The sequence below is a fragment of the uncultured Photobacterium sp. genome (assembly GCF_947502415.1).
Lineage (GTDB): Bacteria > Pseudomonadota > Gammaproteobacteria > Enterobacterales > Vibrionaceae > Photobacterium.
Window position 1 is genome coordinate 14,322 of the sequence record NZ_CANMZV010000028.1, and the last position, 19,812, is coordinate 34,133.

Below are 19,812 nucleotides of genomic sequence, written 5' to 3' on the forward strand. Positions count from 1 at the left end.
GTATGAAAGGATTACGAATTAGTCTTCAGCGGCGTAACCCTGTCCCGGTAGGATTTTTCCGTCGAAGGTAGCGTTGTCATTGTTCATGGACAGCCTTCCTTGTAGAAACCAGTTCGCGACCAACGGATAAATACGGTGTTCCTGCTGCTGTACTCGTGCTGTGACATCTTCAACAGAATCATCCTCAAAGATAGGTACTTTGGCTTGCAGTATTACTGGGCCGCCATCAAGCTCTTCGGTAACAAAGTGAACACTGGTTCCGTGCTCTTTATCGCCAGCATCAATCGCTCGCTGGTGGGTGTGAAGCCCGGTGTATTTGGGCAGCAGGGACGGGTGGACATTGAGCATGCGTCCAAGATAGTGGCGAACAAAGTTGTCACTCAGGATCCGCATAAACCCAGCCAGGATGATCAGATCAGGATTGAAGCTATCAATTTGCTCGGCCAGAGCCTGATCGTAGCTTTCACGATCGTTGTAATCACTGGCCGCCAGAGATACTGTTTCGATATCAGCTTCGCGGGCCCGCTCTAAGCCATAGGCATCGGCTTTGTTGGAGATGACTGCTGCAACTCTTGCGTTGTTGATAATGCCAGCCTGGCATGCGTCAATGATGGCTTGAAGATTAGAGCCGTTGCCAGATATCAGGACGACGATGTTTTTCATCGGCTTACTTTATCTCCACTTGCTCTTCACCAGCCTCGGCTGCGGCAATGTTACCTAACAGCCAGGCGCTCTCGCCTTCTGCATTTAAGATTTCAATCGCTTGCGAAGCTTGCTCTTTAGGCAGGGCGATTACCAGGCCGACGCCGCAATTAAAAGTGCGGTACATTTCATAAGTGTCGACATTACCCGCTTCCTGAAGCCAGTTGAAAACTACCGGCCATTGCCAGCTGTTGCCGTCGATGACAGCTTTTGTGCCTGCGGGTAATACGCGGGGAATATTTTCCCAGAAACCACCGCCTGTAATATGGGATATGGCGTGCACATCGCAGCTTTCCATCATTTTCAGGGTAGATTTGACATAGATTTTGGTTGGCTCTAATAGGTGCTCGGCCAGCGGTTTACCATCCAGTTCCTGATTGAGATTGGCTTGTGAGATTTCGATGATCTTGCGGATCAGCGAGAAGCCGTTGGAGTGCGGGCCGCTTGAAGCGATAGCAATCAGGGCATCGCCAGCTGCAACTTTGCTGCCGTCGATGATGTCGGCTTTCTCGACAACGCCGACACAAAAGCCTGCAACATCATAGTCTTCACCATGGTACATACCCGGCATTTCCGCTGTTTCTCCGCCAATCAGGGCGCAGCCAGATTGAGTGCAGCCTTCGCCAATGCCAGCAACGACGTCAGCGGCAGTATCAACATCCAGTTTGCCGGTGGCGTAGTAATCGAGGAAGAAAAGAGGCTCGGCACCTTGGACAATCAGGTCATTCACACACATGGCAACCAGATCGATACCGATGGTATCGTGTTTTTTCAGGTCCATTGCCAGTCGCAATTTAGTACCTACACCGTCGGTGCCGGAGACCAGTACCGGTTCTTTGTATTTGGTCGGTAGCGAGCAAAGCGCTCCGAAACCACCGATGCCGCCCATCACTTCCGGACGGTGGGTGCGCTTGACCACCCCTTTAATACGATCAACCAATGCATTTCCCGCATCAATATCAACGCCAGCATCTTTGTAACTAAGAGAAGAGTTATTGCCGCTCACCAGAGATCCCTCACCGCATTAAAGAAAATAAAAGCGGGGGTATGATAACAGCAGTCAGGACGGAAAGGGAAACGTTTGCGTCAATAAATATAGCTGTGTAATTCCTGAGCAAACGGAGCAACTACCCCTATCGGACACTGAATGGTCTAGTGTATAATAGTGCGATTTTTTGAAATTTTGTTTGCTTAGGAGTCAGAAATGAAAGTCGTTGAGGTTAAACACCCACTGGTAAAACATAAGATTGGCCTTATGCGCGAAGGTGACATCAGTACTAAGCGATTCCGTGAGTTGGCTACGGAAGTTGGTAGCTTGCTGACTTATGAAGCGACTTCAGACTTCGAAACAGAAAAGGTTACTATTGAAGGTTGGAATGGTCAAGTGGAAATTGACCAGATCAAGGGTAAAAAAGTAACTGTTGTGCCAATTCTGCGCGCAGGTTTGGGTATGATGGATGGTGTACTTGAGCATATGCCTAGTGCACGTATTTCAACAGTAGGTATCTACCGTGATGAAGAAACGTTGGAGCCGGTACCTTATTTCCATAAGTTGGCATCAAATATCGATGAGCGTATGGCGCTGGTTGTTGACCCAATGTTGGCAACAGGTGGTTCGATGATTGCGACTATCGATCTGCTGAAAGAAAACGGCTGTAAATCTATCAAGGTTTTGGTACTTGTAGCAGCACCTGAAGGTATTGAGGCGCTTGAGAAAGCGCATCCTGATGTTGAGATGTACACGGCAGCAATCGATCAGAAGCTGAATGACAAGGGCTACATTGTTCCTGGTCTGGGTGATGCGGGTGATAAGATCTTCGGTACGAAGTAATTCACGCAAATTAGAATAATTGAAAGCCGGGCATTTGCCCGGCTTTTTTGTTTGAGCCGTAAGTTATACCGGTAAGTGGTGGCGACTGGTATAAGCTCATAGTGGATGAACCGGTAGGTTGGTTTGGGCTGTTTGGTAGCAGAAGAAAACAGTGGGGAGAATAAAAAGCGCAGAAGAGGACTTCTGCGCTTGGAAATATTTGTTATTTATCTGGTTAGTTAAACGGAGCCATCTTCCATTTGAGCATTATCGACAACATGGTTCTCGCCCAAGTCATCCGGCAGGACAAGGTTAAGTACGATGGCTACGATACCGCACAGGCTGACACCCTGCAGGCTGAACTCACCGATGCCGAAAGCCATACCGCCAATACCGAATACCAGTGTGACTGCGACAATAACCAGGTTGCGTGCTTTGTGCAGATCGACTTGGTTTTTGATTAAGGTATTTAGGCCGACAGTTGCAATCGAACCGAACAATAGGATCATGATACCGCCCATTACCGGAATCGGAATGGTTTGAAGAATAGCGCCCAGCTTACCGATAAATGCCAGTACCAGTGCTGTTACTGCAGCCCAGGTCATGATCACAGGGTTAAATGCTTTGGTTAGCATTACTGCGCCGGTAACTTCTGAGTAGGTGGTATTCGGTGGTGCTCCAACCATTGAAGCTGCAATTGTTGCAATTCCGTCACCAGCCATGGTGCGATGTAGGCCCGGTTTTTTCAGATAGTCTTTTCCGGTTACATTGGAGATCGCCAGCATATCGCCCACGTGCTCCACGGCAGGTGCAATAGCGACCGGGATCATAAATAACATCGCGTTGATGTTAAATTCCGGGAAAGTGAAATTCGGCATTGCCAGCCAACTAGCTTGAGTAACCGGTGTGAAGTCAACGACACCAAAGCCCAGGCTCAGGCAGTAGCCGGCCATGATCCCGGCCATGATAGGGACCAGTTTAAAGAAGCCCTTGGCAAAAACGCTGACGATAATTGTTGTCAGAAGCGAGATAGTCGAAATCCAGAGAGCTGCATCGCCGTCAATCAGCTGAACGGCCCCATCGCCAGTTTTACCTAATGCCATATTGACCGCAGCTGGCGCCAGGCCAAGGCCGATTACCATAATTACCGGGCCGACTACGACTGGTGGCAGTAACTTATGGATAAAGGCAACACCACGTACTTTGATAAGTACCCCCATGCAGACATAGACCACACCGGCCATCATTAGACCACCCATGGTTGCGGCAACGCCCCAGGCCTGGACGCCGTACATAATAGGAGCAATAAAAGCAAAGGAGGAAGCAAGGAAGATAGGAACGGAACGTTTGGTGATGACTTGGAAGAGGAGAGTACCGAAACCGGCACCAAAGAGGGCAACATTAGGATCAAGTCCGGTTAATAACGGTACCAGAACTAATGCACCAAATGCGACAAAGAGCATCTGGGCACCCTGTAATATCTGCATCATTTTTATATTCCACCCTGTCTGTAAAAAAAAATCGCGCAATCCTAGCACGGATGTAATCGTTTGCCTAATCGGTGTTTGTTATAAATATGACAAACAGTAGTGACTGATTATATTTGTGATTACTGTCACGGAATAATGAAATCATTACATTTATCTGATATCTATTGATTAAAAATTATCAATACTGACGTTCCTGTTTCGAGTTACCGGAGATGCGAATGCGTGCCGATGCTCAACCATCGCTTCCCTTATGAAAAAGAAATCCTAATAATAAAGATAATTTTGTGGCTGTAGCTGTTGCCGATACTGGTTCGATCATTTTATGATCAGGTATTAACTAAGTGATGAATGAGTTTTCTATGTTGCGTTTTGCTCTATTAATGTTTGCTTTATTCGCCTTGCCGCTTAAAGCAGCAACCGTCACCAACTTGTACCAGGCACAGGTTGTCTTGCCTGACACGGACAAACAGTCGGAAAAAAAAGCTCGTGAAGAAGCGCTGGAGCAAGTCCTGATTAAAGTGTCGGGCCAAAGCGCAATTATGCAGAATGAAGTTATCCGTAAGGCGGTGGTCAATAACACGCCTTATGTGAGCCAGCTTGGTTACGGCAACCTGAAAGGGCTGCAGACGTTGGAGCTGACTTTCGATCGCGCACAGATCCGGAATCTGTTGACTCAGGCTAATGCTACTTTATGGGATGAGCAGCGTCCGTCGGTACTGGTTTGGATGGTAGAGGATACCAACCGTAACCGGAGTATTATTTGGGATCAGTCTGGCAGCGTATACCTACCACAGTTGAAACAGGCCGCAGATATGCGCGGTGTGCCTGTGCTGATGCCGATTGGTGATTTCGAAGATGTTACCGCAATTAATATTCCGGATTTGTGGGGCGGTTTTGTTCAGCCGATTGCCGATGCTAGTATGCGCTATCAGCCTGATGCCGTTTTGGTGGTAAGGTTTCGCCAGCAATCGGCTGAGAATGTCCTGCTGGGTTGGCAGCTATTTACCGGTAAACCAGAAAGCCTGACGACTTCTCAGGTAGCTCCGGAGGAAGGGCGTACATCGGACTCTTCGTCTCAGGCATTGAGTGAGATGATGAACCAGGTGGCTGATCTGCTGGCGGAGCGATATGCTGTCCAGTTGGGGGGGGCAAGTGAGGGTAAGTTTGCTATTCAGGTAGCAAATATCCAGTCAACAGAGGACTTCTTTACTCTTGAACGTATGTTGACGAACCTGACCTCGGTGGCGACGGTTAATGCCAGTAAGTTGCATGGCGACAAGGTAGTGTTTGATGTGAATCTGTTAAGCTCGGAAGCCGCATTTAAACGTGAATTGAGCCGTGATAACCGGTTAGCACCGTTAGATAGTCTGAGAAAAACAGCGATGGTGAAACCGGTAAACGACAGTCTGGCGGTTGATGATAGTTTGACTGCTGATACTGATAGGAGGGCATTCCCGTTAACAGAGCCGCAGCTACAGGATCCTGAAGCTATAGATGTAAAAGCTACGGTTGAACCTGCTCTGAGTCGGAGCAATCAGTACTACTGGAACCCGTAAAGGGTGAGGCAGATTAAAACGGTGGCTTATGCCACCGTTTTTTTTGCTTGTTATCACTCACTCTTTTGCTTTTCGTGAGCTTCTTTCTCTTCTCTTTCTACCTGAGATAGCTTTTTCAATTTGTTTCCTAACTCACGCCCTCGGCTTCGGGCAAAAAGAATATTGGTGATAAAGGCGCAAGAGACCAGCCCCAGCTCGATAATTGCCAGTAGTCGCTCGCCGTCATCAACCCAAAGAATGGTCAGTGCATGAAGGAAGTAGAACATTAAAATAAAATTGGCCCAGGCATGGGTGTAGGGCTTACCTTCAAGAATTCCCTTCAATGGCAGTAGCAGAGGCAATACCCATATCCCGGCAAGAATAAAGCTGTTGAGGTGGGGATGAGGGGATATCGTACTTTGCCAAAGACCAACCCAGAGAATTAAAGATAGGTTAGCTATAAGGGCGGTGTAGCGAAGGTTTTGAGTCGACTTGCTCATTGCTTTCATACGGTTATCCTTAACTATCGCAGTGGAGCTTTTTTGCTGTTTCTGCCAGCCGCCTTCCTAATGCTTGTGCCAGGGCGGCTTCATCATTCTCCAACAACTTATGCTGTCCCTGATTAAGGTGAGATGCTCCATACGGCGTACCGCCGCAACGGGTGGTATGCAGTAGTGGTTCTGAATACGGCAGTCCGACAATCAGCATACCGTGGTGCAGCAGCGGTAGCATCATCGATTGCAGGGTTGTTTCCTGCCCACCGTGCATGGATGAGGATGAGGTAAAGACACTAGCGGGTTTGCCTATCAGGGTTCCGGCCAGCCATTGGGCGCTGGTACTGTCAATAAAGTGTTTTAGTGGGGCGGCCATATTACCGAAGCGAACCGGGCTGCCCATAGCAAGGCCGCAGCAGTTTTTGAGATCTTCTAGCGTGACAAACGGATCACCTGTGCCTGGTGATTCGGTCAGTGTCCCTTGGATGTCGATATCGGCGACAGTCCTGAGGATGGCCTCACAACCGTCGATTTGTTCGATACCGCGAGCCAGTTGTCTGGCGAGCTGCCGGGTATTGCCATGGTGGCTGTAGTAGAGCACCAGAAGGCTGTGCATTATAGGATATCCAGTACCTGCTCAGGTGGCCGGCCCAGTGCCGCTTTGTCACCATTGACAACGATAGGTCGTTCGATCAGCTTCGGGTTATTTGTCATGGCTTCAAAAAGCTGCTGTTCGGTCACCGCGTCTTCACCGAGGGCTAACTCTTTATAGATGGCTTCTTTGGTGCGCATCATCTGGCGAGCAGAGCTGAAGCCGAGTTGGCTGAGAAGGTTCTTTAGTTGCTCGACATTCGGGGTTTCTTCGAGGTATTTCACCACATCCGGGGCGATTCCTTTCTCTTCCAGTAAGGCTAGGGTTTGGCGGCTCTTCGAGCAGCGAGGGTTGTGGTAGATAGTAACTGACATAGCTTTTCCTAATAGTTTGGTATTTTACCCATTTGCCTGTATCTGGTTGAGCGGTCAGGTTAGCAGAATGGGGAATAAATGTTGCAGTTCCATTGTAGAGGAACTGCAACCGGGAGGAAAAGGAAAGATTAGTTACTGGATCAAAGATTTGCGAACCTGGCACGGGCATGGCGAAGCTGGTCGATACGGGCATCGTAGCGAGCCTGGTCAAGTGAGTTTACATCAACCAGCTGGCTGGCCTGGATGTAGTGCTGGATAGCTTTGTCCCACTGGCCTCTTAGTGCCATCAACTCGCCGCGGGCGGCCAGTTCTGCATCCCGGCGCCCGATATCTGCATAGGCTTGGGCCAGTAAATACCAGCCGTTACTGTCGTCGGCATTATCATAGGTGTAGCGGGTCAGTATCGAGATACTCTCGGTGCTGCGGCCAGCTTTTTGCAGTGCAGCGGCTAAGTTTAGGCGCAGTACGTAGTGATCCGGATTGGCCTTAAGAGCTTTTTCAAGCCGCGAGATCGCCAGATCATATTTTTTCTCGTAGAGGTCAAGATCCGTCGCGGAATCGATATAGAAGCGGTTATCTGGCGCAGCCGCGAGCAGCGGGGTCAGCAGCTCGCGGGCTTGCTGGTATTTTCCAGAATCGATATATACCAGAGCCTTACCGTAATTAAGTGCATTTTTATCTGCTCCTCGAGCTTTCTTTAGCTGGCGGTTGAACCAGTCCAGTGCCGCTTCGCTGTCAATGCCTGCATAGCGGGCAACGATCCGCGCTCGAGCAAGTAGGTATCGCTCAGAGGTATCTACCCGGCGGGACGGGAATTGGCCAGCGCGGCTACGGGTATCGGAAATTCGTGACTCCGGTAACGGGTGGGTCAGTAGCATGGCTGGTGGTGTGCTGGCATAGCGGTATTGATCAGCCAGTCGGCCAAAGAAACGTGGCATGGCCTGAACATCGAAACCGGATTTAGCTAGCGTATTGATACCGATACGGTCGGCTTCTTTTTCATTGCTGCGGGTATAGTTGATCCGGCCCTGAGCCGAGGCTGCAGTGGTAGCATGGATTGCTGCAATTCCCGCTTCAGGTGAGGCAATAGCCAGCATGAGGGAGCCGATCAAAGCCGCCATAGTGGCCGGTGATTTCTTTGCCTGATCTTCCATGCTGCGGGCGAGATGACGTTGGGTTACGTGCGCAATTTCGTGGGCGATGACCGAGGCCAGTTCACTTTCCGAGTTAGCGTGCAAAAAGAGTCCGCTGTGGATTGCTACATGGCCGCCAAAGAAAGCGAAGGCGTTGATTTCACGGTTTTGGATCAGGAAAAAGTTGAATGGAGTGCGAACATCGTTGGCATTGGCAACCAAGCGGTGCCCGAGATCCTGAACATATTCCGATAGTAGGGGATCGCTGATGACCGGCATACTGGCCCGCAGCATTCGCATATAGGCATCACCGTATTCCATTTCCTTTTCAATCGTCAGTGTTGACGCTGCTGTCGTCCCTATTTCCGGCAGGCTGTTGAAGCTATCTGCCTGAGCCATCAGGCTTGAACCCAATAAGGCACTGATTAAGAGGTAGGTTGGTGCCTTAGTTAATCGAAACATGTTGATAGTAGAACCGCCTTTTCTGAAATTCGTTTTGTCAGCAATAGTCAAGATTCGGTCAATTTGGTTAAATCATTGCTGAATAGAGATAACTTACAGGGCTTAAGACAACGAAACCTATGTCAGGTTTCTTTTTTGTCGCATCGATGTCATTTACAATACTCCGATGGATAATAACTGTCAGCCTACCGGAATGGAAATCCTATCGCTTGATTTGACGTCTGAACGATGCCCTATGGCACTGTTATTGGCTAAGCGAGCGACCGTAGACCTCCGTTTCGGCCAGCGTTTGAGAATTCATATTTCTGACGCGGGAGCCAGACAAGATATCCCCCGTTACCTGTTAAACCATGGGTTTAATGTTGAAGAGCAGGCTGTTAGTCAGCAAGAGCTCGTAATAACCGTGACCAAAAGGCAGTAAACATTTTATGCTGGACATGCTAAATCGCTGGTATCAGCGACGATTTTCAGATCCCCATGCAGTCAGTCTCGTTGCCATCTTATTAGTCGGCTTCCTGACCATTTATTTCTTTGGCAACCTGATTGCCCCGCTGCTGGTGGCTATTGTGTTAGCGTACTTGCTGGAGTGGCCGGTCATGAGGCTAACCCGACTCGGGCTGCCTCGTTCAATAGCTGTCATGCTGGTACTACTGCTGTTTGCCGGGCTTATGGTCATGGCCATTTTTGGTCTTGTACCGACAATCTGGCATCAGGTCAGTAATCTGATTGCAGATGTGCCGACAATGTTCAACGGATTACAGAGTTTTGTCTCAAGTCTTCCTGAGCGCTATCCGGATTTTGTTCAGCCGCATCAGGTGGTCACATTCATGGACACTTTGCGGGAGAAAGTGCTTGGGATGGGCGAGAGTGTGGTCAAAGGCTCACTGGCCTCGTTGGTTAGCTTGGCAACTTTGGCGGTGTACCTGATTTTGGTTCCTTTACTGGTGTTCTTCTTGCTTAAAGATAAAGAAGAAATGCTGGCGACCTTGAGCGGATTGCTACCGAAAAACCGTCGCCTGGCAAGTAAGGTCGGCGCTGAGATGAACGAGCAAATCACCAACTATATTCGCGGTAAGGTTACCGAAATTCTGATTGTTGGCATCGTCAGCTATATTACTTTTGCGGTAATGGATTTGCGTTATGCTGTATTGCTGGGGGTTTTAGTCGGGTTTTCTGTATTGATCCCATATATCGGTGCTGCGGCAGTGACGCTACCTGTAGCAATGGTAGGCCTATTTCAGTGGGGCATTAGCCCGGATTTCTGGTGGTTGCTGGTGGCTTACGGCATCATCCAGGCTCTGGATGGTAATGTGCTGGTACCTGTTTTGTTCTCTGAAGCTGTGAATCTTCATCCTGTTGCCATCATCATTGCCGTGCTGGTTTTTGGTGGACTTTGGGGGTTCTGGGGTGTGTTCTTTGCCATTCCGCTGGCGACGCTGGTAAAAGCTGTATGGAATGCACTGCCATCTAATGAACCCGGTGAAGACGAAGAGTAGACGGCAGAATAAGCTTGTTGGTTCTTTTCGAATAAAGGATAAAAAATGCCCGCAGGTTATGCGGGCATTTTTGTTTTAGCCGTGGGCAATGCATTGTGATTGCCCGTTGGTTGTCACCTGCTAGTGGACGGGGAAGATGATGGCTTCGCGTCATCATCGATGGGGCGCAGGGTGGCGATCGTCCCTATCGTCTGGCAATGAGACTTACGGGTGGCGTTTTTTTTCCCACAGCCACTGCAGCCGGTACAGCGGCCTTTGTTTTTCCACCATTTGAAATAGAGATAAACCAGGGCGATGAAGACCACCAGACTGACAACGACGATATCCATCCAGTCGGTAGTTGCATTTAAGTCCGGCATTACCGGTAAAGTCGGTGCAGTCTTGGTTGTCATTATCGTACTCCGTGGTTACCTAATGTGGTGGGTGCTGTTTTTGGCATTATTTTACTTTTGAACGCGGGGAATAACCCGACGATCAATAGCAGGGCCAAGCCGCTGAGGTACACCCCACTCATCATGGCAATACCGGAAAGTCCCAATGCCATACCTAGGGTGTAGGTCGCACTGGCGACACCCAGCCCTAGTGCTGTTGGGAAAATCAAGGCTAATAGCATCCAGCGGTACTGTCCGGTCTGAACCCTTACCATGATGGTGGTTGCTAGGCATGGTGGATACAGGGCAAAAAATAGAATCATTGCAACGGCTGTCAGCGAAGTCAGGTTGTTGCTTTGATCACCCATGCGCTGTTCCAGAGAGTTGTTTTGGTCATCTTCTTGTTGGAACAGTACCCCTAGGGTTGCCACACTGCTTTCACGAGCGGCAAACGAAGATAGCAATGCGACGTTGATCTTCCAGTCGAAGCCGGCAAATTGGGTAAATGGCTCCATAGAACGGCCTATTGAACCAAGAACGGAGTTAGTCAGACGTTCTTCCTTGATTTTCCTGCGGATGGACTTACGGGCACTGGCCAGTTTACGCAAGGCTCGGTTGGCTTTCTTCGCCTGTTTGTCTCCCTTAGGGGCTTTTACAAGCGGGTAGAAGGCTGGGTTTCGTTGTTCGAACGTAACATTGACCGCTTTAGAGGCTTTAGCACCGCTGGCGTTAAGTTTGGCCCGCTTGTAGTCATTGTAGTAATTCACCAGAGAAACCAACTGCTCGCCCTGGGCGACTTCCAGATAAGAGTTGTTTTTCATCGACTTGGTAAATTTGTGGACTGCTTGCTCAGCTTGTTGCTGATAGAAGGTTTCGCGCTCTTGCGGTAATCCCGGGTATTGCAGTAGGGTGAAAATCACTACAGAAACGGCGACAACGATGGTGCCGACTTTCTTGATATAAATCCAGGTACGCTCAAATGAGCGGGTCAGGACAGCTCGAACGGTTGGTAGGTTATAGCGTGGCAGCTCAATAACAAATGGCGCACTTTCCGCCCCACGCAATACGGTGACAGAGAGTAATTTTGCAACAAGCAGGGCGGCGATGATGGTCATCGTTGAGATGTAGAACATCATTAATGCTTTGTTTTGCTCGAAGAAAATGCCAACCAGCAGGGTATAGAGTGGCACTTTTGCCAGACAATTCATAAATGGCACTGTAAGTATGGTAGCCATTCTGGCGCGGTGGTCAGGAATCCCTTTGGTTGCCATGATCCCCGGAACAGCACAGCCTCCGGCGAATACACCACTGAGGATTAACGGCAGGGTACTTTGGCCATGTAGTCCGAAGCGGTTCAGTACTTTGTCCACCACGAAAGCGATACGTGCCATATAGCCAGAGTCTTCCAAAATGGCGATCAGGGCGAACAGAATCATGAAGATCGGAACATAGTTCAGTAGTGTATTGGCTGAATCAACGATCCACAATCCGAGGGATCGGGTGTAGGGATCAAACAGGAAGCCAGCTTGCGGCAGCATTCCGGCCACCAACTCGCGCATGCTTGCCAGGTAAGGCCAACTGTAGTTGGTGAGCTCATAGCCTTGGACTATAGCCAACTGGTAGATCATAAACACGGTCAGAACCAGGAATACCGGAGCCAGAAAGCGATTAAGCACCAGCTGGTCAATGCGCTGTGACAGGGTTGGCCCCTGGCTTGGTGCAATACTTACTGCGTCATTAAGCAGTGACTGGATAAAGGCTTCTCGTTGGGCGGCAATATAATCATTAACGCTGGTATTGTGCTGTTGCTCAAATTGATGACGTTGTTGCTCTGCGATATCACGGAGGATGGTCAACTCGGGCTCTGATAGTAGATCAGCCAGTTTGGTGATGATCTGGCTATCATTTTCCAGTAGTTTGAGCTGGAGCCAGCGGCGAGGCAACTCAGCAACTTTGGCTTCTAAGGGAGCAAGTGCAGACTCTAGCATTGCCATTGATTCTGACAACGCCGGGTATTGTGGCTGGCTCTCATTTTGAGGACTTGGCTTTGCTGGTGGCTTGATTGTATTTGCTTCGATGATATCGCATAGTGCCTGGCGTCCTTCCCCCTTTCGCCCGACGGTTGTTACGACTGGAATCGACAGGCGTTGACTGAGTTTTTCAGTGTCAATCGCAATTCCCTGCCTATCAGCCACATCCATCATGTTTAATGCCAGTACAGATGGGCACTCCATCTCCAGAAGCTGTACGGTCAGGTGCAGCGAGCGCTTCAAGTTAGCTGCATCGACGACATTGATAACCAGATCTGGTTGCTCGGAGCAGAGGAAGTCTCTGGCTACACGTTCTTCTAGCGAAAATGATGAGAGGCTATAGGTGCCAGGCAAGTCAACGGCTTGGTATGTTTGGCCTTGGTGGCGGAAGTAGCCGTATTTTTTATCGACAGTGACACCTGGGTAGTTGGCAATGTGTTGCCGGGCTCCGGTGAGCAGATTGAAAAGTGTGGATTTGCCAGCATTTTGTTGCCCAGAAAGGGCAACCAGCGGCGTGCGATTTGACATTTTTGCGTTCCTTTCTAAGGCATTAACAACATGCTTTTGATTAAGCAATGTTTGTCACTTCAATACCTGCGGCTTCTGAACGGCGCAGTGAGACATGGGTGTTATCAATTTTGATTTCAATGGGATCGCCTAATGGTGCACTTCTGATCATGGTGACAGTAGCTTGCGGCATGATGCCCAGATCCATCAGGCGTTGCCTGATCATGCCTGTGGCGTGATGACGGTGAACAACAACGGTTTGGTTTGGAAGAATATCGTTCAGTGTCATAAGGAATACTCACGAATTGATAAAAAAGAATATATTCAAGATGGTTATCTCAAAGATATTATTTATAAAAATCAATTACTTTCAAGGGTGTTGAGAATTGTTATTATTATTGTTGATCTGGCTCAATAAAGGTAATAATAGGAGAGATTCTCATTTTCAATATTGGTATCTTGTTTCCCAGTATTCAGGATATTGCTTATTGGTTTGTCATTAATAGCTGCCAGTGAGCCCCAATAACGATTTAAATCAGGTCACGTCATGAATAAAAAACAACTTTCATTTGCGCTCATGTTATCCATGATGCCGCTGGCTACTATGGCTCATACCCCTTTGTGTTCCTGTTACGACAATGGTGACGGCACCGTGTTGTGCGAGGGCGGCTTTTCTGATGGTTCTTCAGCGGCTGGCGTTGAACTGGCTGTCGTCGATGCTAATGGCAAGAAGCTGCTGGCAGGCAAGATGAGTGAAGACAGTGAGTTCGAATTTAACAAGCCAGAAGGTGATTACAAGGTACAGTTTAATGCTGGTCCTGGTCACTTAGTTGAAATCTCTAGTGAAGATATTACTGAATAATACGCAGTCATGAGGCTGGGCCTCTAAGTATAAAGGAATGAAATAAATGAAAAAAACGCTTCTTACATCTCTTGGTGTTGCCGCTTTGGCTGTATCTGGTGCCGCGAATGCTCACTTCCAGTTGGCTTACACTCCAGATGTGATTGTAGAAAAACCAACTAGTATGAACATGAAACTTGTTTTCGGTCACCCGATGGAAAACGGCCATGTAATGGATATGGATAAGCCAGAGCAGTTTTTTGTTCAATTTAAAGATAAGCGTATTGATCTGATGGACAAGCTTGAGCAGATCAGCTGGAAAGGTCCTGAAAACACAGCTAAAGCTTATCAGGCTGACTACAAAGTGAAGCGTAACGGTGATTACGTATTTGGCGTTGTTCCTGCACCTTACTATGAAAAAGGCGAAGACATCTACATTCAGCAAATCACTAAGTCTTATGTGAACAAAGGTGGTCTGCCAACGGGGTGGGACCAGCCTTTGAACCTACCGACTGAGATTGTTCCGCTGAACAAACCATATCAGGTATTTGCCGGTGGCACTTTTACTGGTCAGGTATTGTCTGAAGGCAAACCAGTAGCGGGTGTTGAGTGTGAGATTGAATACATCAACACAGATATCGATATGAAAGGTAACGCGTTTGGTAAGACAACTCACCGTGATGCGCCTGAAACCGCTATCGTAGCGATTACTGATCAGGATGGTGAATTTACTTTCGGTATTCCTAAAGCTGGTGTTTGGGGCTTTGCTTGTCTAGGTGCAGGCCCAGTAACTGAGCATAAAGGCAAAGAATTGTCTCAGGATGCTGTGATCTGGGTGAACGCGAAAGAGCTATAAGTTCTTTTGTTTGCATTCATCAGGCATCAAAAAAATCCCCCGACGCCATGCGCAGGGGGATTTTTTATGATTCAAGCCTGATTATTTTCAGTTTGGTATTAGGCGTCGTTGAGGTAATTCAGGACTACTTCATGGTGGTCTTTGGTCTTGAATTTGTTGAAGACGTGTTCGATTACCCCTTCCTCGTTGATTAAGAAGCTGATGCGGTGAAGGCCGTCATAGATCTTGCCCATGAACTTTTTCTCACCCCAGACACCAAATTGATCGGCTACAGTATGGTCTTCATCAGATAGCAGGGTGAAGTTCAGGTTATCGCGCTCGATAAATTTAGGTAGGCGTTTGACCGGGTCGATGCTGATGCCCAATACCACGACATTGTGAGCATCCAGTTCTGCTTTGCTGTCACGCAGGCCGCAGGCCTGAACGGTACAGCCAGGCGTCATGGCTTTTGGATAGAAGTAGGCAAGTACTTTTTTGCCTTTGAAGTCAGCCAGGCTGACAGGCTGGTTGTCTTGATTCATGAGCGTGAAGTTTGGCGCTGGTGTACCAGCGGTCAACGTCTTCATAGTTTTTCCTTATTGATTATGGCCGATGAAAGTCACAGTGCCATTAACAAGCAAGTCCTGGCAAAGTGCTTCATATTCTTCTTGTATTGTCATTAAGTTGCAGCCTTCAGGCAAATTAGCACTGATCTGTAACTGGAAACGGTTCGGGTGACCTTCTTCGCTGGCTTCATGGGTATGGGCACTGAGTGAAGCGATATCAATTTGCCGGCAGGCAAAAAAATGGGTGAATTGTTCAGTCAGCCCCGGGATATCGTCGGCTTCGACATGGAAGTCAGCGGTATATGGTAAAAAGCGGTACTCATGTTTGGATGTACGCTTCATAACGGTCAGCAGATCATGCTCCTGTGCCTTTAATGGTAATGTCGATTCCACCCGGGAAATGGCATTACCATTACCAGAAAGCAGCATGATAAGGGTGAATTCCCTGCCGAAAATAGCGAGTCGGCTGTCGACAATATTGCAGTTGCATTGGCTGATCAGCCGGGTGACTTCATCGGATATGCCTGGGCGATCCGTACCAACAGCGGTAACTACTAAGTAATGTTCCATATTTATACACATCTGATTGTTATTATCAGTTGCATGGTAGCACAGTCATTGTAAATCAAGCTATTGGTGCAGGTCGTGCTAGTTCCAAAATTGAAGAAGTCTTATTGCATAGAATTAACTTCTGTGATTGCGCTGAAATATAATAGATTATTGGCAAGTATTGGACTGGTTTTACTTAACTGATTTACATACTCCTGTCTTGAGTTTACTGTAACTGAAAAGTACCATGAGAGCTTACATATACAGGGGAGATGGACATGTTTTCAGGAAGCATGGTGGCGCTAGTTACGCCATTAGATGACACTGGTGAAGTTGATTACGCCAGTTTGGCATCACTAGTGGAATACCACATTGCAGCTGGGACAGATGCAATTGTGGCGGTTGGAACCACGGGTGAGTCAGCAACGTTGACTGTAGATGAACATGTGAAGGTGGTTCTTAAAACCATAGAATATGCCAAAGGCCGAATTCCGGTTATTGCCGGGACCGGAGCTAATGCCACTCATGAAGCCATCACCTTCAGTAAACTTTTTTCAGGCTCCGGGGTTGCTGGCTGCTTGACTGTGACACCTTATTACAACAAGCCGACTCAGGAAGGTTTGTATCAACATTTTAAAGCTATTGCCGCAGCTACAGACATACCTCAGATCTTATACAATGTTCCTTCTCGTACAGGTGTTGATATGCTGCCGGAAACGGTCGCTCGTCTGGCCAAGTTAGATAATATTGTTGGCATTAAGGATGCGACAGCTGATTTGTCGCGAGTTAAAAAAACTCGGGAACTTTGTGGCGAAGACTTCATCCAATTAAGCGGCGATGACGCCACTGGGTTGGATTTTGTTGTTGAAGGTGGTCATGGTGTTATTTCGGTGACGGCTAATGTAGCTGCAGCAGAAATGGTAACTATGTATAAGCTGGCGCTTTCTGGCCAGTTTGATGCAGCAAGGGAAATTAATGAACGCTTGATGCCGTTGCATGAGCAGTTGTTTGTTGAGTCAAATCCAATTCCTGTAAAATGGGCAGCCCATCAACTTGGCTTGATTAAGCACGGAACGTTGCGCTTACCGCTGACTGAGCTGAGTGAGCCGGCACAACAAGTGGTGAGTGAAGCGCTTAAAGATGCCAATGTGCTGCTGTAATTTGCTAGAGCGTAGGAGCGCAGAAGCTTAATGAATAATAAATACAGGCTGGTGGTGACAGCAGTAATGGTTGCCACTTTGGCGGGATGTTCTGGCGGTGCTGAACGTCGTCGTCAGGCCAATCAGGATTTCAATTATCTTGAAACGAAGCCATTAGGATCGTGGAATTTGCCGAGCGGTGCCCAGGCCAGCCAGGTGAATGACTATGTGATTCCGGCCGAGAACTTTCCGGGTGAGCTCGGCGCTGATGTTGATATTCGTCCACCTCAGCAGGTGCTGGCTTTGATCCCGGGAGCCAGAACAGTCAAAGATGCCGATGGTGTAACTTTGCTGTTGGTGAAACCTGATGAGTTGACCAAAGTCTGGCAGCTGACTCAGCGTTTGATTAGTGAGAAAAATATCCAGCTGCGCAGTCAGTCTGCTGACGTGATGGAAACAGATTGGGTTAACTGGTCGAATGAAGATGAAGAAAGCGAGATCGGTAGTCGTTATCGGATCGAAAAGACATCGGCTCCTAATCGTTATAGTTACCGGATCTCTTTGATTGACTGGCGTGAAGGTGGAGAAAATAAACCTGTTTCGGCGATTAACAAAGAGCGTTACAGTATTTTAATGACTAACTTGGTAACGTCCCGTTATGATCAGCAGGTGCGTGATCAGGCAAAACTACGAGCTCAGGAGCTGGTCAAGCAGATCCCAATCTCTATGGGACAGGATCGTAGTGGTTTACCAGTCATTATTGCTCGTGCACCATACAACGTGTTCTGGGAGCGTTTGCCGGATGTATTAAGCCAGCTTGGTTTCACTGTTGAAGGCCGTAACCGTTCGCAAGGTACAGTTGAAGTGAAATTCCGCTCTCCGGATGATGAGTTCTGGACTGAACTCGGCACTAAGCCTATCCAGCTTGATAGCCGTACTTACAACCTTCAGCTTGGTGATTTGGGCAACCGGACTTCTGTCAATGTGACTGATACCGATGGTAAGCCTGTTACCGAGGATGCGCTGAAGAGTTTGGCTCCGGTATTTGCAGCGGCTATTGAGCGCGCCAACAACAGCTAACTTTTTATATTGGTATAACTCGCTTTTTATATCGATATCAAGAGAATGCTGAGATTAAAAAAACCGCTTCGGTTATTCCGCAGCGGTTTTTTTATATTTCGGCTTTGCACGTTAGCGCAAAACTTACTTCACTTCTTCACCTTGTGCCTGCATGTCGGCATGGTAAGAAGAGCGGACAAACGGGCCACACGCAGCATGGGTGAAACCCAGCTCCAGTGCGATTTCTTTCAGTTCGTCAAATTCTGAAGGCGGCACATAACGCTCAACCGGTAGGTGGTGACGGCTTGGAGCCAAGTATTGGCCCAGTGTCAGCATGGTTACACCATGAGTGCGTAGGTCTTTCAGTACCTCGATGATCTCTTCCTTGGTTTCACCCAAGCCCATCATCAGGCCTGATTTGGTCGGAACTTCAGGGTGCATTTCCTTGAATTTTTTCAGCAGATCCAGTGACCACTGGTAGTTGGCTCCTGGACGGGCCTTGCGGTACAGGCGCGGTGCGGTTTCAAGGTTATGGTTGAAGACATCTGGCGGGTTATCACGCAGGATTTCCAGCGCACGGTCCATACGGCCACGGAAGTCCGGAACCAGAGTTTCAATTTTAATGTTCGGGCTCTTGGCTCGAATTTCACGGGTACAATCAGCAAAATGCTGGGCACCACCGTCGCGTAGGTCATCGCGGTCAACCGAGGTCACTACGACATAACGTAGGTTCATGTCTGCAATGGTTTTGCCTAGCTGGACTGGCTCTTCGGCATTCGGCGGTAACGGTCGGCCGTGGGCAACATCGCAGAATGGGCAACGGCGGGTACAGATTGCACCCAGAATCATGAAGGTAGCAGTACCGTGGTTAAAACACTCTGCCAGGTTAGGGCAAGATGCTTCTTCACACACCGAGTGAAGTTTGTTCTTGCGCATTGCTGACTTGATGTCTTGGATTCGTTGGCTATCAGCCGGAAGTTTGATTTTCATCCATTCCGGCTTACGTAAAACTTCCTTTGGTGCTTCTTCTGCCACATTACGGACAGGAATCAGCGCCATTTTGTCGGCATCACGATATTTGATACCTTGTTCTATTTTAATAGGTTTGCTCATTATGAATTGCTTTCCGTTATCCACTCAACGCTCTGATAATCGAGCAGTTTGACTAGCTCTTCTATAAGTACGGGCTGAACTTCCGCCAGTTCAGATGGGCCATTCTGGGTTGCTACCTGGGTCATTTCCATCCCCTGATAGCCGCATGGGTTGATGCGTAAAAATGGCGCCAGGTCCATGTTTATATTGAGTGCCAGACCATGAAAAGAGCAACCACGCCTGATTCTAAGTCCGAGCGAGCATATCTTTTTGCCATCGACATACACGCCTGGAGCATCAGGACGGGCATTGGACTCAATCCCGAAGTGGGAAAGAGTATTTATTACCGTATTTTCAATGTGTGTAACCAGATCACGCACACCGAGTTTTATACGTCGCAGGTCAACGAGAATATAAGCGACTTGTTGGCCTGGCCCATGATAGGTTACCTGACCGCCACGGTCGCTTTGTACCACTGGGATATCGCCAGTATCGAGCAAGTGCTCGGCTTTGCCTGCCTGACCTTGGGTGAACACAGGATCGTGCTCAACCAGCCAGACTTCGTCTGTGGTTTCGGCATTACGCTGATCTGTGAATTCGTGCATGGCTTGCCAAGTTTTTTGGTAATCCCGGCGGCCAAGATTTCGAATGATAATTCTTTTTTGCAATTTAACACCCATTGTTTCGTCAGGCGGTGCCTGGGAAATGACACCACACAATGGGTGTATTATAAAA

The 19,812-nt window shown here is 48.3% G+C and carries 22 protein-coding genes; 8 read left to right on the top strand and 14 right to left on the bottom strand.

What is annotated here, in order from left to right; genetic code table 11:
* Nucleotides 1–18: 18 nt before the first annotated feature.
* Both purN and purM read right to left on the bottom strand, forming a co-directional pair.
* Nucleotides 19–663, bottom strand: coding sequence for a phosphoribosylglycinamide formyltransferase (gene purN, locus Q0852_RS20910; protein ID WP_299021735.1), 645 nt, complete (start codon nucleotides 661–663; stop codon nucleotides 19–21).
* A gap of 4 nt (nucleotides 664–667) precedes the next feature.
* Entirely contained in the window at nucleotides 668–1,708 is a 1,041-nt protein-coding gene (gene purM, locus Q0852_RS20915) for a phosphoribosylformylglycinamidine cyclo-ligase (RefSeq protein WP_299021738.1), read from the bottom strand.
* Between the two features lie 198 nt (nucleotides 1,709–1,906).
* Between purM and upp the strand changes: the two genes are divergently transcribed.
* Nucleotides 1,907–2,533, top strand: a complete 627-nt coding sequence (upp, locus tag Q0852_RS20920) for a uracil phosphoribosyltransferase (protein WP_299021741.1) — start codon at nucleotides 1,907–1,909, stop codon at nucleotides 2,531–2,533.
* Nucleotides 2,534–2,751: 218 nt separating this feature from the next.
* Here the strand turns inward: upp and Q0852_RS20925 are convergent, their stop codons facing one another.
* Nucleotides 2,752–4,002, bottom strand: a complete 1,251-nt coding sequence (locus tag Q0852_RS20925; RefSeq protein ID WP_299021743.1) for a uracil-xanthine permease family protein — start codon at nucleotides 4,000–4,002, stop codon at nucleotides 2,752–2,754.
* A gap of 359 nt (nucleotides 4,003–4,361) precedes the next feature.
* Between Q0852_RS20925 and Q0852_RS20930 the strand changes: the two genes are divergently transcribed.
* A complete protein-coding gene (locus Q0852_RS20930; protein WP_299021745.1) occupies nucleotides 4,362–5,558 on the top strand; it encodes a DUF2066 domain-containing protein in 1,197 nt (398 codons plus the stop codon).
* A gap of 53 nt (nucleotides 5,559–5,611) precedes the next feature.
* Here Q0852_RS20930 and Q0852_RS20935 read toward each other — a convergent pair whose 3' ends face one another.
* The 4 genes from Q0852_RS20935 to Q0852_RS20950 form a co-directional block, all read right to left on the bottom strand.
* Nucleotides 5,612–6,046, bottom strand: a complete 435-nt coding sequence (locus tag Q0852_RS20935; RefSeq protein ID WP_299021746.1) for a DUF2069 domain-containing protein — start codon at nucleotides 6,044–6,046, stop codon at nucleotides 5,612–5,614.
* 10 nt (nucleotides 6,047–6,056) lie between these two features.
* Complete coding sequence (wrbA, locus tag Q0852_RS20940; protein WP_299021747.1) at nucleotides 6,057–6,647, bottom strand: NAD(P)H:quinone oxidoreductase; 591 nt, start codon at nucleotides 6,645–6,647, stop codon at nucleotides 6,057–6,059.
* Nucleotides 6,647–6,997 (bottom strand): arsenate reductase (glutaredoxin), encoded by a 351-nt coding sequence (gene arsC, locus Q0852_RS20945; protein WP_299021750.1) that lies wholly within the window; start codon nucleotides 6,995–6,997, stop codon nucleotides 6,647–6,649. The genes wrbA and arsC overlap by 1 nt, the downstream gene beginning before the upstream one ends.
* Before the next feature lie 140 nt (nucleotides 6,998–7,137).
* On the bottom strand, nucleotides 7,138–8,592 hold the full coding sequence (locus Q0852_RS20950) for a M48 family metalloprotease (RefSeq protein ID WP_299021752.1): 1,455 nt from the start codon (nucleotides 8,590–8,592) through the stop codon (nucleotides 7,138–7,140).
* A gap of 193 nt (nucleotides 8,593–8,785) precedes the next feature.
* Between Q0852_RS20950 and Q0852_RS20955 the strand changes: the two genes are divergently transcribed.
* Together Q0852_RS20955 and Q0852_RS20960 are read left to right on the top strand one after the other, a co-directional pair.
* Nucleotides 8,786–9,013, top strand: coding sequence for a sulfurtransferase TusA family protein (locus tag Q0852_RS20955; protein ID WP_299021754.1), 228 nt, complete (start codon nucleotides 8,786–8,788; stop codon nucleotides 9,011–9,013).
* Between the two features lie 7 nt (nucleotides 9,014–9,020).
* Complete coding sequence (locus Q0852_RS20960; RefSeq protein ID WP_299021755.1) at nucleotides 9,021–10,088, top strand: AI-2E family transporter; 1,068 nt, start codon at nucleotides 9,021–9,023, stop codon at nucleotides 10,086–10,088.
* 113 nt (nucleotides 10,089–10,201) lie between these two features.
* Here Q0852_RS20960 and Q0852_RS20965 read toward each other — a convergent pair whose 3' ends face one another.
* From Q0852_RS20965 to Q0852_RS20975, 3 genes are read right to left on the bottom strand one after another with little or no spacing between them, the layout of a single operon-like run.
* Nucleotides 10,202–10,480, bottom strand: coding sequence for a FeoB-associated Cys-rich membrane protein (locus tag Q0852_RS20965; RefSeq protein WP_299021758.1), 279 nt, complete (start codon nucleotides 10,478–10,480; stop codon nucleotides 10,202–10,204).
* Nucleotides 10,480–13,017 (bottom strand): ferrous iron transport protein B, encoded by a 2,538-nt coding sequence (feoB, locus tag Q0852_RS20970; protein ID WP_299021760.1) that lies wholly within the window; start codon nucleotides 13,015–13,017, stop codon nucleotides 10,480–10,482. Before feoB ends, Q0852_RS20965 begins: the two co-directional genes overlap by 1 nt.
* Nucleotides 13,018–13,057: 40 nt before the next feature.
* Nucleotides 13,058–13,285: a FeoA family protein gene (locus Q0852_RS20975; protein ID WP_299021763.1), complete on the bottom strand. Its 228-nt coding sequence runs from the start codon at nucleotides 13,283–13,285 to the stop codon at nucleotides 13,058–13,060.
* 258 nt (nucleotides 13,286–13,543) lie between these two features.
* Between Q0852_RS20975 and Q0852_RS20980 the strand changes: the two genes are divergently transcribed.
* Nucleotides 13,544–13,858 (top strand): hypothetical protein, encoded by a 315-nt coding sequence (locus Q0852_RS20980; protein WP_299021764.1) that lies wholly within the window; start codon nucleotides 13,544–13,546, stop codon nucleotides 13,856–13,858.
* Nucleotides 13,859–13,904: 46 nt separating this feature from the next.
* The gene (locus tag Q0852_RS20985; protein WP_299021766.1) at nucleotides 13,905–14,693 is read left to right on the top strand and encodes a DUF4198 domain-containing protein; all 789 of its coding nucleotides are present in this window, start codon (nucleotides 13,905–13,907) and stop codon (nucleotides 14,691–14,693) included.
* Nucleotides 14,694–14,791: 98 nt separating this feature from the next.
* Here Q0852_RS20985 and bcp read toward each other — a convergent pair whose 3' ends face one another.
* Both bcp and Q0852_RS20995 read right to left on the bottom strand, forming a co-directional pair.
* A complete protein-coding gene (gene bcp / locus Q0852_RS20990) occupies nucleotides 14,792–15,259 on the bottom strand; it encodes a thioredoxin-dependent thiol peroxidase (protein ID WP_299021769.1) in 468 nt (155 codons plus the stop codon).
* Between the two features lie 9 nt (nucleotides 15,260–15,268).
* Nucleotides 15,269–15,808, bottom strand: coding sequence for an ACT domain-containing protein (locus Q0852_RS20995; protein ID WP_299021772.1), 540 nt, complete (start codon nucleotides 15,806–15,808; stop codon nucleotides 15,269–15,271).
* A 257-nt stretch (nucleotides 15,809–16,065) separates the two neighbouring features.
* On the opposite strand from Q0852_RS20995, the gene dapA reads away from it, so the two are divergent.
* Both dapA and bamC read left to right on the top strand, forming a co-directional pair.
* Entirely contained in the window at nucleotides 16,066–16,947 is an 882-nt protein-coding gene (dapA, locus tag Q0852_RS21000) for a 4-hydroxy-tetrahydrodipicolinate synthase (protein ID WP_299021774.1), read from the top strand.
* Between the two features lie 30 nt (nucleotides 16,948–16,977).
* Complete coding sequence (bamC, locus tag Q0852_RS21005) at nucleotides 16,978–18,006, top strand: outer membrane protein assembly factor BamC (protein ID WP_299021776.1); 1,029 nt, start codon at nucleotides 16,978–16,980, stop codon at nucleotides 18,004–18,006.
* Between the two features lie 123 nt (nucleotides 18,007–18,129).
* Here the strand turns inward: bamC and lipA are convergent, their stop codons facing one another.
* On the bottom strand, nucleotides 18,130–19,098 hold the full coding sequence (gene lipA, locus Q0852_RS21010) for a lipoyl synthase (RefSeq protein ID WP_299021778.1): 969 nt from the start codon (nucleotides 19,096–19,098) through the stop codon (nucleotides 18,130–18,132).
* Entirely contained in the window at nucleotides 19,098–19,745 is a 648-nt protein-coding gene (gene lipB, locus Q0852_RS21015) for a lipoyl(octanoyl) transferase LipB (RefSeq protein ID WP_299021781.1), read from the bottom strand. Before lipB ends, lipA begins: the two co-directional genes overlap by 1 nt.
* Between the last annotated feature and the right edge of the window lie 67 nt (nucleotides 19,746–19,812).